At 65.6% G+C, this 12,730-nt stretch carries 12 protein-coding genes; 11 read left to right on the top strand and 1 reads right to left on the bottom strand.

Features of this window, described 5'->3' with window-relative positions; genetic code table 11:
- Positions 1 to 69 precede the first annotated feature (69 nt).
- Positions 70 to 555: a nuclear transport factor 2 family protein gene (locus WJU17_RS11680; RefSeq protein WP_346327576.1), complete on the bottom strand. Its 486-nt coding sequence runs from the start codon at positions 553 to 555 to the stop codon at positions 70 to 72.
- A 108-nt stretch (positions 556 to 663) separates the two neighbouring features.
- Here WJU17_RS11680 and WJU17_RS11675 point away from each other — a divergent pair, with 108 nt between their 5' ends.
- The 11 genes from WJU17_RS11675 (at position 664) to WJU17_RS11625 (ending at position 12,699) form a co-directional block, all read left to right on the top strand.
- Positions 664 to 1,584, top strand: a complete 921-nt coding sequence (locus WJU17_RS11675) for a branched-chain amino acid ABC transporter permease LivH (RefSeq protein ID WP_346327575.1) — start codon at positions 664 to 666, stop codon at positions 1,582 to 1,584.
- A gap of 5 nt (positions 1,585 to 1,589) precedes the next feature.
- A complete protein-coding gene (livM, locus tag WJU17_RS11670; protein WP_346327574.1) occupies positions 1,590 to 2,936 on the top strand; it encodes a high-affinity branched-chain amino acid ABC transporter permease LivM in 1,347 nt (448 codons plus the stop codon).
- A complete protein-coding gene (locus WJU17_RS11665) occupies positions 2,933 to 3,772 on the top strand; it encodes an ATP-binding cassette domain-containing protein (RefSeq protein WP_346327573.1) in 840 nt (279 codons plus the stop codon). The genes livM and WJU17_RS11665 overlap by 4 nt, the downstream gene beginning before the upstream one ends.
- Positions 3,772 to 4,506 (top strand): ABC transporter ATP-binding protein, encoded by a 735-nt coding sequence (locus WJU17_RS11660; RefSeq protein WP_346327572.1) that lies wholly within the window; start codon positions 3,772 to 3,774, stop codon positions 4,504 to 4,506. The genes WJU17_RS11665 and WJU17_RS11660 overlap by 1 nt, the downstream gene beginning before the upstream one ends.
- A complete protein-coding gene (locus WJU17_RS11655) occupies positions 4,503 to 4,850 on the top strand; it encodes a DUF6867 family protein (RefSeq protein ID WP_346327571.1) in 348 nt (115 codons plus the stop codon). Before WJU17_RS11660 ends, WJU17_RS11655 begins: the two co-directional genes overlap by 4 nt.
- Positions 4,851 to 4,938: 88 nt before the next feature.
- Positions 4,939 to 6,042, top strand: a complete 1,104-nt coding sequence (locus WJU17_RS11650; protein WP_346327570.1) for a branched-chain amino acid ABC transporter substrate-binding protein — start codon at positions 4,939 to 4,941, stop codon at positions 6,040 to 6,042.
- 26 nt (positions 6,043 to 6,068) lie between these two features.
- Positions 6,069 to 8,111, top strand: coding sequence for a carbon starvation CstA family protein (locus WJU17_RS11645; protein ID WP_346327569.1), 2,043 nt, complete (start codon positions 6,069 to 6,071; stop codon positions 8,109 to 8,111).
- Positions 8,104 to 8,304, top strand: a complete 201-nt coding sequence (locus WJU17_RS11640) for a YbdD/YjiX family protein (RefSeq protein ID WP_346327568.1) — start codon at positions 8,104 to 8,106, stop codon at positions 8,302 to 8,304. The genes WJU17_RS11645 and WJU17_RS11640 overlap by 8 nt, the downstream gene beginning before the upstream one ends.
- Positions 8,305 to 8,459: 155 nt before the next feature.
- On the top strand, positions 8,460 to 10,331 hold the full coding sequence (locus WJU17_RS11635) for a potassium transporter Kup (RefSeq protein WP_346327567.1): 1,872 nt from the start codon (positions 8,460 to 8,462) through the stop codon (positions 10,329 to 10,331).
- Between the two features lie 91 nt (positions 10,332 to 10,422).
- Complete coding sequence (locus tag WJU17_RS11630) at positions 10,423 to 11,811, top strand: AmpG family muropeptide MFS transporter (RefSeq protein WP_346327566.1); 1,389 nt, start codon at positions 10,423 to 10,425, stop codon at positions 11,809 to 11,811.
- A 120-nt stretch (positions 11,812 to 11,931) separates the two neighbouring features.
- Complete coding sequence (locus WJU17_RS11625) at positions 11,932 to 12,699, top strand: GNAT family N-acyltransferase (protein WP_346327565.1); 768 nt, start codon at positions 11,932 to 11,934, stop codon at positions 12,697 to 12,699.
- The last annotated feature ends 31 nt before the right edge of the window (positions 12,700 to 12,730 follow it).

Genomic DNA, 12,730 nt, shown 5'->3' with positions numbered 1-12,730 from the left:
CACTCGCTGGCGATTGAAGGGCAGGAAACGGATTACACTGCCGCCGCCCGATGTCAAACCGTCACGGCGTCAGCGCCGGGGCGGTCCGGCGCCGGCCAGGGCGTAAAGCTCGCGGTTACCCCGGTGCCAGCCCACGGTCAGCCGGCACGCGGTGATCTTCCAGCCCTCGGGGCGCCGCGCCAGGCGGAAGATGTAGTGCCCGCCCAGGCTGACGGTGCCGTCGCCGCCGCTATTGGCCAGGGCGTGCTCGGCCTGGGCCTGCACCGTCACGATCGCCGCGTCGCCCGCCACCTCGATGACGAAGTTGCTCATCAGGTGCTGGGTCGCGTCGAAGCCGCGCAGAAAGCCGTCGATGCCCGCGATCCAGTCGTCGATGGCCACGATGCTGGCGGGCAGGCCGCTGAAGGACGAGAAATCGAACTCGGCTTCCTCGGCGAAGATCGAGCGGTAGAGCGCCATGTCCAGCGTGTCGACGGCGGTGGCGAATTTGAGCACCGTGTCCTGCAGCTGCTGGCGGTCGATCAGGGCGGCGAGGTCGGGGTCGCGAGCGGTCATGGCGGGCCTTTTTTGCCGTGGCATGCAGCGGTGCTTGTCACGCACCGCCGCGAATGGCACTTTGCCGTAAACCAGCTGGACATTTCGAGGGGGAACGCACCAGCGCCGATGGAACTCGACACCTTTCTCCAACAATTGGTCAACGGCCTCACGCTCGGGGCTTTCTACGGCCTGATCGCGCTGGGCTACACCATGGTGTACGGCATCATCGGCATGATCAATTTCGCCCATGGCGACATCTACATGATCGGGGCCTTCGTCTCGCTGATCGGCTTCCTGCTGTTCAGCACCCTGGGCGTCGCGTCGGTGCCGCTGGCGATCCTGATGGTGCTCGCGCTGGCCATGTTCTTTACCGCCGTCTATGGCTGGGCGGTCGAGCGGATCGCGTACAGGCCCTTGCGCGGTTCGCCGCGGCTTGCGCCGCTGATTTCGGCGATCGGCATGTCCATCCTGTTGCAGAATTATGTTCAAATCGTGCAAGGCGCGCGGGTCAAACCGCTCCAGCCCATGGTCGAGGGCACCTACACCCTCAACCTGGCGGACGGCGCCCATGTGACGGTGAGCCTGCTGCAGGTGGTGATCATCGCCCTGACCGTGACGCTGATGGCCGGGTTCACCTTCATGATCCGCCGCACGCCGCTGGGCCGCGCCCAGCGCGCCACCGAGCAGGACATGACCATGGCCGGCCTGCTCGGCGTCAACGTCAACCGGACCATTTCCATCACCTTCGTGATCGGCGCCTCGCTGGCCGCCGTCGCCGGCATGATGGCGACGCTCTATTACGGCGTGATCGACTTCTACATCGGCTTCATCGCGGGCATCAAAGCCTTCACGGCGGCCGTTCTGGGCGGCATCGGCTCGCTGCCGGGCGCCATGCTGGGCGGGCTGGTGATCGGCATGATCGAAGCGTTCTGGCCGGTGTTCTTCGATCTCGAATACCGCGACGTGGCGGTGTTCGGCCTGCTCGTGCTGGTGCTGATCTTCCGCCCGACAGGTCTGCTGGGCCGTCCCGAGATCGAGAAAGTCTGAGCCGCATGGCAGGCGCGCCCGACCGCAGGATTCCGCCGCTCGCGTCCATGCTGCGCGATGCGGGGCTCGCGGCGTTCGTCGCGGCGCTGCTGGCCATTCCACTCCTCGGTTTCCGGCTGGTGGATTCCGCGCAGGGGCTCAGCCTCGACTATCGCTTCCTGTGGGTGCTCTATGCCGCGGCGGCCGTGTTCCTGGGGCGGCTCCTGCTTACCGTGACCGTGAGACTGCTGGCGCCCGCCACGGCGCGCTGGGCCCGCTCGCTGGCTCGGGAGGAGGAAGCCGCCGGGCCGCCGATCAATTACCGGCTGATCTTCGGCTGGGTGCTGATCGGCGCGGCGCTGGTGTTGCCGCTGATGCCGTTCGCCGACCGCAGCGTGGTCAGCGTGGCAACCCTGGTGTTGATCTATGTGATGCTGGGCTGGGGGCTTAACATCGTGGTCGGGCTCGCGGGTCTGCTCGACCTGGGATATGTGGCGTTTTACGCCATCGGGGCGTATTCCAGCGCCCTGCTGTCCCTCCATTTCGGCCTGTCGTTCTGGATCTGCCTGCCGCTGGCCGGGATCATGGGCGCGTTTCTCGGCATATTGCTGGGGTTTCCGGTGCTGCGGCTGCGCGGCGATTACCTCGCCATCGTCACCCTGGGCTTCGGCGAGATCATCCGCGTCATCCTGCTGAACTGGCAGGAAGTGACCAATGGCCCCAACGGCATCACCGGCATCCCGCGTCCCACCCTGTTCGGCCTTTCCTTCGACAATCCGGCGCGCGCGCCGGCGGGCAGCACGGGCTTCGCCGACTTCTTCGGCCTGTCCTATTCCGCCATGCACTGGATGACGTTTCTCTACTATCTCATCCTCGTGCTGGCGCTGGTGACCACCCTGTTCGCCCAGCGTATCCGCCGGCTGCCGACCGGCCGGGCCTGGGAAGCGCTGCGCGAGGACGAGATCGCCTGCCGCAGCCTGGGCATCAACCCGGTGACGGTGAAGCTGTCGGCCTTCGCCATCGGTGCCTCCTTCGCCGGGCTGGCGGGCGCGTTCTTCTCCATCCGGCAGGGCTTCATCAGCCCGGAGAGCTTCAGCTTCATCGAATCCGCCACCATTCTCGCCATCGTCGTGCTGGGCGGCATGGGCAGTCAGATCGGCATCGTGCTGGCGGCGGTGCTGCTGGTCGGGCTGCCCGAATGGTTCCGCGAGCTGCAGGAGTATCGCATGGTGGCCTTTGGCGGCGCCATGGTGCTGATCATGCTGTGGCGCCCGCAGGGCCTGCTGTCGCACCGCAGCCCGACCGTGACGCTGGATGACGGCAAGGACGCGCCGGAAGACGAGGACAAGGCCGAGGCGACGGTGGCGCGATGAACCCGGTTCTTCTCGACGTCGAACATCTCAGCATGCGCTTCGGCGGCCTCACCGCCGTCAGCGACCTGTCGTTTCAGGCATTGCGGGGCGAGATCACCGCGATTATCGGACCGAACGGCGCCGGCAAGACGACGCTGTTCAACTGCCTTACCGGCTTCTATCGCCCCAGCGTCGGCCGCCTGGAGCTGACCCATGAGAACGGTCGCAAGTTCCTGCTCGAGCGCATGCCTGATTTCCGCATCGCCCGCGATGCCCTCGTGGTGCGCACCTTCCAGAATATCCGTCTGTTCACGGGCATGAGCGTGCTGGAGAACCTGGTGGTCGCCCAGCATCTGGCACTGACCCGCGCGTCGGGCTACGCCATCGCCGGTCTGCTGCACCTGCCGGTCTACCGCAAGGCCGAGCGGCGGGCCGTGGAGCTGTCGCGCTATTGGCTCGACAAGATCGGCCTGACCGGCGCGGCGGACTTGCCCGCAGGAAGTTTGCCCTATGGCTCCCAGCGCCGGCTGGAAATTGCCCGCGCCATGTGCGCCGGACCGGTGCTCCTGTGCCTCGACGAGCCGGCGGCGGGCCTGAATCCACGCGAGTCCGACGATCTGTCCGACCTGCTGCTGGATATCCGGCGCGAGCACGGTCTGTCCATCCTGCTGATCGAGCATGACATGAGCGTGGTGATGCAGATTTCCGACCATGTGGTCGTGCTGGATCATGGCGCCTGCATCGCCAAGGGCACGCCCGAGGCGGTGCGCGGCGACCCGGCGGTGATCAGCGCCTATCTGGGCACGCCCGAGGAAGAACTGGCGGCGGCGGGTGTCGCCGCCGGAGGCGCGGTCTGATGCTCAGCGTCCAGAACGTGCATGCGGGATATGGCCGGATCGAGGCGCTGCACGGCGTCGATATCGAAGTCCAGGCTGGCGAGATCGTCACCTTGGTAGGCGCCAATGGCGCGGGCAAGACGACGCTGCTGATGACCATCTGCGGCAAGCCGCGCGCCTCGCAGGGCCGCATCCTGTTCGAGGGCGAGGACATCACCGATCTGCCCACCTTCGAAATCGTCCGGCGCGGCATTTCCCAGGTGCCGGAAGGCCGGCGAATCTTTCCGCGCATGACCGTGCTGGAAAATCTCCAGATGGGCGGCTACGCGGTGGACCCGAAATATTTCCCGTCGGATCTGGAACGGGTACTGACGCTATTTCCCCTGCTGAAGCAGCGGCTGACCCAGCGCGGCGGCACGCTGTCGGGCGGCGAACAGCAGATGCTGGCCATGGGCCGCGCGCTGATCGGCCGCCCGCGCCTGCTGCTGCTCGACGAGCCGTCGCTGGGCCTGGCGCCGCTGGTGGTCAAGCAGCTGTTCGAGATCATCGGCGCCATCAACCGCGACGACAACATGACCATTTTCCTGATCGAACAGAACGCCTTCCAGGCACTGAAGCTGGCGCACCGCGCCTGCATCATGGTCAACGGACGGATTACCCTGCGCGGCACCGGCGCCGAGTTGCTGGCCGATCCGGCGGTCCAGGCGGCCTATTTGGAGGGCGCCGCGCCCGCCGTGCCGGAGTCCGCGCCATGAACTGGCCGGCGCTGCTGGGCACATCCTGGTCGGTCACCCTGGCGGTGACCATCATCTTCATGGGCGGCTGCGCGATCATGACGGGACGCGCGCTGGCCGATAGCTGGCGACCGGCCTGGCTGGTGGTGCCTTACGTCCTCCTGCTCGGCCTGGCCAACCGGTTCCTGATCTTTGCCCTGTTTAACGGGGCGCTGCTGTCATTATCCGGCTTCGTCGTGCACACGGCGATTCTGCTCGCCATGGCGCTGGCGTCGTACCGGGCGACCCGGGCACGGCGCATGGTCACGCAATATCCGTGGCTGTTCGTTCGGGCCGGCCCGTTCGGCTGGCGCCGCCGGCCGTGACCACGGCGGCGTTCCTTGCAGTCCGCCGGTCAGCTTGTATGCTCTGGCTTTCTTTTTCCGGTCATTCTGTTCGTAGGGGGTTCCTGTCATGACGCGGTTCCGGACTTCGCTTCTCGCTCTTGTCGCCGTCGGCCTGCTGTCCGCCTGTTCGGAATCGGAGGACATCGTCATCGGCGTCGCCGGGCCGGTGACCGGCGCCGAGGCGGCGATCGGCGAACAATTCCTGCGCGGCGCGAAAAAGGCGGTCGCCGATATCAACGCCCAGGGCGGCGTGAACGGCAAGCAGCTCAAGCTTGCCATCGGCGACGACGTCTGCGATCCCAAGCAGGCCGTCAGCGTCGCCAATGATTTCGCCTCCCAGGGCGTGGTCTTCGTCGCCGGCCACTATTGCTCTGGCGCCTCGATCCCGGCCTCGGACGTCTATGCGGACGCCAATATCGTGCAGATCTCGCCGGCCTCCACCAACCCGCAGCTGACCGAGCGGGGTCTGCCGGGTGTGTTCCGCGTCTGCGGACGGGACGATGCGCAAGGCCCCATGGCCGCGGAGTACGTGGCCGCCAGGTTCCAGGGCAAGCGCATCGCCGTGGTCAATGACAAGTCGACCTATGGCAAGGGCCTCGCCGACCAGTTCGCGGCCTCCGCGCGCGCCAAGGGCGTCGAGCCGGTGCTCGAGGAAGCCATCACGGCGGGCGAGAAGGATTACAGCGCCCTCGTCACCAAGCTGAAGGAAGCCGCCGCGGATTACGTCTATTTCGGCGGCTACAAGACCGAAGCGGGCCTGATCGTGCGCCAGATGCGCGCCGCCGGCCTGAGTTCGGTGCTGATCGGCGGCGATGCTCTGGTTACCGAGGAGTTCTGGGCAATCACCGGCGACGCGGGCGCCGGCACGCTGATGACCTTCGGCCCCGATCCCCGTCTGATCCCGGCCAATGACGCGCTGGTGAAAGCGTTCCGGGCCGATAACTACGAGCCCGAGGCCTATACCCTGTACACCTACGCCGCGATCCAGGCTTGGGCGCAGGCGGCGAACAAGGCTGGCACCACCGACTTCGAGGCGGTGACCGCCGCGCTGAAGAACAACAGCTTCGACACGGCGCTCGGCGCGCTCAAATTCGACGCAAAGGGCGATAATTCCGCGCCCGGTTACGTCTTTTATGTCTGGAAAGACGGCAAGTACGTCTACGCCGAGTAACTGCCGGCCAGCGAGGGGGAAGCGCGATGGGACGCATGCTTGTCTGGGCGCTTGTCGCCCTTGTGGGCGCCGGCGCGCTCGCGGTGGTGGCGCTCAGCAGGGGCGAGCATGTCAACGCCCTGTGGATTGTCGTCGCCTCGGCCTGCGTCTACCTGATCGCCTACCGCTTCTACGGCCTGTTCGTCGCGACCAAGGTTCTGCGCCTCGACGGTAACCGGCGCACTCCCGCCTTTGTTCACAATGACAGTCTGGATTTCGTGCCGGTCAACCGGTACGTGCTGTTCGGTCATCACTTCGCGGCCATCGCCGGTGCTGGCCCGCTAGTCGGCCCGGTGCTGGCCGCGCAGATGGGCTATCTGCCGGGTGTTCTCTGGATCCTGGCGGGCGTGGTCTTTGCCGGCGCCGTGCAGGACATGGTGATCCTGTTCCTCTCGGTACGGCGCGACGGCCGTTCGCTGGGCGACATGATCAAGTCGGAAATGGGCGCGCTGCCGGGGTTCATCGCCATGTTCGGCGTGCTGATGATCCTGGTCATCCTGCTCGCGGTGCTGGCGCTGGTGGTCGTGAAGGCCCTTGCCGTCAGTCCGTGGGGCACGTTCACGGTGATCGCGACGATTCCCATCGCGTTCCTCATGGGCATTTACGGACGCTACATACGGCCCGGCCGGATCGCCGAGATGTCGCTGATCGGCTTCGTGCTGCTGATGCTGTCCATTGTCTACGGGCAGGTGGTCGCGGAAAGCCCCACGCTCGCGCCCTTGTTCACCTATTCCGGCGAGACCCTCGCCCTGATGCTGATCGGCTATGGCTTCGTTGCCTCCGTGCTGCCGGTCTGGTTGTTGCTGGCGCCGCGCGATTATCTGTCGACCTTCCTCAAGATCGGTACCATCGTCGGTCTCGCCATCGGCATTCTGGTGGTGATGCCTGATCTGAAGATGCCGGCCATCAGCCGCTTCATCGACGGCACCGGTCCGGTCTTCAGCGGTACGCTGTTCCCGTTCCTGTTCATCACCATCGCCTGCGGCGCCGTCTCCGGTTTTCACGCGCTGGTTTCATCGGGCACCACGCCCAAGATGCTGGAGAACGAGACCCAGGCGCGCTTCATCGGTTATGGCGCCATGCTGGCCGAATCCTTCGTCGCGGTGATGGCGCTGATCGCCGCCTGCGTGCTGGATCCCGGTATCTATTTCGCCATGAACAGTCCGGCGGCGTTGATCGGCACCACGCCCGAGGCCGTCGCCGCGACCATTTCCGGCTGGGGCTTCGCTGTCACGCCCGAGACCTTGGAGCAGGTCGCGCGCGACATCGGCGAAAGCACCATCCTGTCCCGTGCCGGCGGCGCCCCGACGCTGGCTGTGGGCATGGCGGAAATCCTGTCGGCGGCGATCGGCGGCAAGGCGCTCATGGCTTTCTGGTATCATTTCGCCATCCTGTTCGAGGCCCTGTTCATCCTGACCACCATCGACGCCGGCACCCGGGTGTGCCGCTTCATGATCCAGGACATGATCGGCACGGTCGTGCCGACGCTGCGCGAAACCTCGTCCTGGACCGGCAATCTGCTCGCCACCGGGCTTGCCGTCGCGGCGTGGGGATATTTCCTCTATCAGGGCGTGGTCGATCCGCTGGGTGGCATCAACACTCTCTGGCCGCTGTTCGGCATCGCCAACCAGATGCTGGCCGCTATCGCCCTGATTTTCGCCACCGTCGTGCTGGTCAAGATGAAGCGTCAGAAATACGCATGGGTCACCGCGGCGCCCGCGTCGTGGCTGCTGATCTGCACGCTGACGGCCGGATGGCAGAAGCTGTTCCACGAAAACCCGGCGATCGGCTTCCTCGCCCATGCGCGCAAGTTCGGTGACGCCATCGCGGCGGGCGAAGTGCTGGCGCCCGCCAAAACGCTGGACGAAATGCGGCGGATCGTTTTCAATGATTACGTGGACGCCGCCCTGTGCGGCCTGTTCATGGCCGTCGTCATCGCCATGCTGGTCGCCGCATTCGTGAGCATCCGCCGCGCGCTCGCCGATCCCGAACCCAGCGCGCGCGAGACAGTGGAGCGCGTCCATGCGTGACGTCCGAGACGTCCACCGAATGCTGTCGCAGATGGCCCGGCTCATGGTCGGGTTGCCCGACTATGATCTCTACGTGGTCCATCGCCGCATGCACCATCCAAATGAACCGATCATGACGCGCGACGAATTCTTCCGCGAGCGCCAGGAAAGCCGTTATGGCGGGCGCGGCGGGCGGATCGGACGCTGCTGCTGATCGGCGCCAATGGCGACGATTTCCCCATTCCGCCCGCCCGCGATCCGCACTAGAGTGGCGGCGAAGGCGCCCTCCGCCCTGACGGTATCCGCACCGGCCGTGCCGGCCGGCCGCCAGCCCCGGTTGGAACCTCAACCCTAGCGCCGGTATCGCCGTTGTCCCCAGACACCCACAAGCAGTCTTTCGTCCGGCTCGCGCTCGGCGCCGTCGGGGTCGTGTTCGGCGACATCGGCACCAGCCCGCTCTACACCATGAAGGAGGCGTTCGCCGGCGCGCATCCCCTGGCGCTGGACGCACCCCATGTCTACGGCGTGATCTCGCTGATCTTCTGGGCGGTCATGGCGATCGTGTCGTTCAAGTACGTCATGCTGATGATGCGGGCCGACAACAAGGGCGAGGGCGGCAGCCTGGCCCTGCTGACGCTGGTCAGCCATCTGACCCAGAGCTCCCGGCTGTTTCCGGTGGTGGCCCTGCTGGGCATCTTCGCGGCGGCGCTGTTCTACGGCGACAGCATGATCACGCCCGCCATCTCGGTGCTGGGCGCCGTCGAGGGACTGGAAATCGCCGCGCCCGGCCTGCATGACCTCATCGTGCCGATCACGGTGGTGATCCTGATCGGCCTGTTCGTCATCCAGAAGCATGGCACCGCGGTGGTCGGGCGCTTCTTCGGTCCCATCATGCTGGTCTGGTTCCTGACCCTGGCCGGGCTGGGCGTGCTCAATATCATCGATCATCCGGAAATCCTGGCCGCGGTGAACCCCTATTACGCGGTGGACTTCTTCATCAAGGATCAGTGGATCGCCTTCCTGGCCCTTGGCTCGGTCGTCCTCGCCGTCACGGGCGCCGAGGCGCTCTATGCCGATATGGGTCATTTTGGCCGTCCGCCGATCCGGCGCGGCTGGTTCGCGCTCGTCCTGCCGGCGCTGATGCTGAACTATTTCGGTCAGGGCGCGCTGCTGATCAACGACCCGGCGGCGATCGACAACCCGTTCTATCGCCTCGCGCCCGACTGGGCGTTGTGGCCTCTGCTCGGCCTCGCCACGCTGGCCGCCATCATCGCCTCGCAGGCGGTCATCTCCGGCGCGTTCTCGGTCACGCGCCAGGCGGTGCAGCTGGGCTACCTGCCGCGCCTGCGCGTCCAGCACACCTCCGAGGCAGCGATCGGCCAGATCTACGTGCCCTTCGTCAACTGGTCGCTGCTGGTCGCCGTGATCCTGCTGGTGCTGGGTTTCGGGTCATCGACCAATCTCGCGGCGGCCTATGGCGTCGCCGTGACGGCGACCATGTTCATCGACACGCTGCTGCTGGCCTTCGTCATGTTCATGCTCTGGCGCATTCCGCGCTGGCGGGCGATCGCGCTGCTGACCGTGTTCGTCATCATCGATCTGGCCTTCCTCGGCGCGAACCTCACCAAGATTCCCGATGGGGGCTGGTTCCCGCTGTTTGCCGGCCTTGCCCTGTTCGTGTTGCTGACCACGTGGAAGCGCGGCCGCCTGCTGGTGCGCGCCAGCCAGGCCCGCGACGCGATTCCCACCGACACGTTCCTCGCGTCCCTGTCGGCCAAGATACAGCGGGTGCCAGGAACGGCGGTCTACATGTCGGGTCGTTCCGATGGCGTGCCCCATGCCCTGCTGCACAACCTCAAGCACAATAAGGTGCTGCACGACACGAACATCTTCCTCACCATGCAGATCGAGGAGGTACCGCGACTGAACAACGAGGAGGCGCTGGAGTGCACCGAGTTGCGTGAAGGTTTCTTCCGCATCATCTATCACTACGGGTTCATGCAGGACCCGGACGTGCCGCGCGCGCTCCGGCTCGCCGCGGCGCATGGCTTCACCTTCAACATGATGCAGACGTCGTTCTTCCTGGGGCGGGAGACGGTCATCCCCAGCGTCCGGCCCGGCATGGCCATGTGGCGCGAGAGCCTGTTCGCCTGGATGACGCGAAACGCGGCCAGCGCCATGGACTTTTTCGAGATCCCCGCCAACCGGGTGGTCGAGATGGGGTCCCAGATCGAGATTTGACGCCGCCCATCAGCCAGCAATGGCCCTATGGATCGGACGCGTCTAGAGTGCGCGGCCATTGCCCCACCCCGAAGCCGGAAACGTGCCGCGCATGACCGAATCCGCCACTTATGTGTTGCCACGGCCCTGGATCGAGCGGCTGACACGGTCGGCCGTGTTCTTCGAGAAGAGGGTTTTCCTGTTCTTCTTCCTCGGCTTTGCCTCGGGACTGCCGTTCGTGCTGCCGTTCGGCACGCTGACCTACTGGTTGACCGAAGTGGGCACGGACAAGGGCGAGGTGGGCCTGTTCACGCTGGTGACGCTGCCCTTTGCCTTCAAGTTCGTCTGGGCGCCGATCATCGACCGGTTGCCATTCCCGGTTCTGAACGGGCTGCTCGGACGCCGACGCGGCTGGCTGTTCGGCATCCAGATCGCCCTGATCGGCGCGATCCTGCTGATGGCGTCGTCCGATCCGGGGCCGGGGCACCTGACGCTCACCGCCATGGCGGCCGTCCTCGTGGCCTTTCTGTCGGCCAGTCAGGACATCGTCATCGACGGCCTGCGGGTGGAGCTGCTGGACGAACGCCAGCAGGGCGCCGGCGTCGCCGCCTATACCATCGGCTATCGGATCGCCCTGCTGATCACCAGCGCCGGTATCCTGCTGGTGGCCGGCCATGGCGGCTGGCCCATCGCCTACGCCGCCGTCGCGCTGCTCATGCTGGTCGGCGTGGCCGCCACCTTGCTGACACCGGAGCCGCCCCTGCCGTCCGCCGACGACGCACAGGCACAGGAGACCGACGCGCGGGCGTTTCTGGGACGTTGGCCGGGTATTCCGTCGCCGCTGCACGGTGCGGCGGCCTGGTTCTACGTGGCCGTCGCCGCGCCCTTCATCGAATTCTTCCGGCGTTTCGGCGTCTTCGCCCTGATCGTGCTGGCCCTGGTGCTGTTCTACAAGCTGGGCGACACGCTCGCGGCGATGATGACCGGTCCGTTCTATCTGGAACTGGGTTTCACGCTGGATCAGGTGGGGCTCATCAGCAAGCCCGTTGGCCTCGTCGCCACCATCGCCGGCGCCCTGCTGGGCGGGGTCATGGTGAATCGCCTGGGGGTGATGAAAAGCCTCTGGATCGGCGGGCTCGTCCAACTGTTCTCGAATTTCACCTACGTGCTGCTGGCGTGGGCCGGCCCGGACCCATGGGTGCTGGGCGCGACCATCGGTATCGAGAATTTCGCCAGCGGCGTCGGCGTGACGGCGTTCATCGCCTACATGTCGGGGCTGTGCAACATCTCCTACACCGTGACCCAGTACGCGCTGCTGTCGTCGCTGATGAACGTAGGTCGCACGCTGCTGTCGGCGCCGGCCGGCTACGTCGCGGAAGCGGTGAACTGGCCGATGTATTTCTCGCTCACCGTGCTGGCCGCCGTGCCAGGTCTGGTCCTGCTGTACTTCGTGACACGGCATTTCGGGTCCGTAACAAAACAGACTCCCCCGGTTAATTGAAAGTTCATGCCCGGCCCTCCGGAACTGTGATATGGTCCGCCGATCATCTGGGGAAGCCACAACAACATAGGTGTTGTCATCGCTGTTCTAGCCACCAGACCGGCCCCGCTTGAAGTCCGATTGGCGCAAGACGAGTCCGAAATCATTGCCGCGCAACATCTCCGTTACCGGGTCTTCTACGAGGAGATGGGTGCCGCCGCCACCCAGCAGATGGCGCGCGACAAGCTGGACGTGGATGAATTCGACCCCATCTGCGATCATCTTCTGGTCATCGACCATTCGCTGCCCGCGGACGAGTCCGTCGTGGGGACGTACCGGCTGCTGAGGGAAGAAGTCGCCATCGCCAATGACGGGTTCTATTCGGCGTCCGAATACGACCTCAGCCCGCTGTTCATGGGCCGTGACGCGAACACCGCGCGCCAGCACGGGCAGTTTCTCGAACTGGGCCGCTCCTGCGTGCGGGCGGAATACCGGTCGAACGCCACCATCCAGTTTCTCTGGAAGGGCATCGCCGAGTATGTCTATCAGCACAAGGTGTCGTATCTGTTCGGGTGCGCCAGCCTGCCGGGCACGGATCTGACGGATCATGCCGAGGCGCTGTCCTACCTTTACCACAACTTCCGCGCGCCGGAGGAACTGTGCGTCTACGCCGTGCCGTCGCGTCATATCGAGATGAACATGATGGCCGCCGATCAGATCCGCGAAAGGGATGTGGTCAAGGCTTTGCCACCGCTGATCAAGGGCTATCTGCGCTGCGGCTGCTACATCGGTGACGGGGCGGTGATCGACAAGCAGTTCGGCACCACCGACGTGTTCATCCTCCAGTCCATCGCCCGCGTGCCGGACAAGTATTTCGCCCATCTGGCCCGGCGCGAACGTCCGCTCTGAGAGCGGCGGCGACGGGACTCCGCGCATAAAA

Source organism: Iodidimonas sp. SYSU 1G8 (genome assembly GCF_039655775.1).
GTDB lineage: Bacteria > Pseudomonadota > Alphaproteobacteria > SMXS01 > SMXS01 > RI-34.
This window is presented reverse-complemented; position numbering and strand designations above follow the sequence as displayed.

Excerpts from the sequence above, each read along its gene's own strand:
- WJU17_RS11645 (WP_346327569.1), top strand. The coding sequence starts at position 6,069 with ATGGGACGCATGCTTGTCTGGGCGCTTGTCGCCCTTGTGGGCGCCGGC.
- WJU17_RS11660 (WP_346327572.1), top strand. The coding sequence starts at position 3,772 with ATGCTCAGCGTCCAGAACGTGCATGCGGGATATGGCCGGATCGAGGCG.
- WJU17_RS11680 (WP_346327576.1), bottom strand. The coding sequence starts at position 555 with ATGACCGCTCGCGACCCCGACCTCGCCGCCCTGATCGACCGCCAGCAG.
- WJU17_RS11675 (WP_346327575.1), top strand. The coding sequence starts at position 664 with ATGGAACTCGACACCTTTCTCCAACAATTGGTCAACGGCCTCACGCTC.
- livM (WP_346327574.1), top strand. The coding sequence starts at position 1,590 with ATGGCAGGCGCGCCCGACCGCAGGATTCCGCCGCTCGCGTCCATGCTG.
- WJU17_RS11640 (WP_346327568.1), top strand. The coding sequence starts at position 8,104 with ATGCGTGACGTCCGAGACGTCCACCGAATGCTGTCGCAGATGGCCCGG.
- WJU17_RS11655 (WP_346327571.1), top strand. The coding sequence starts at position 4,503 with ATGAACTGGCCGGCGCTGCTGGGCACATCCTGGTCGGTCACCCTGGCG.
- WJU17_RS11650 (WP_346327570.1), top strand. The coding sequence starts at position 4,939 with ATGACGCGGTTCCGGACTTCGCTTCTCGCTCTTGTCGCCGTCGGCCTG.
- WJU17_RS11630 (WP_346327566.1), top strand. The coding sequence starts at position 10,423 with ATGACCGAATCCGCCACTTATGTGTTGCCACGGCCCTGGATCGAGCGG.
- WJU17_RS11665 (WP_346327573.1), top strand. The coding sequence starts at position 2,933 with ATGAACCCGGTTCTTCTCGACGTCGAACATCTCAGCATGCGCTTCGGC.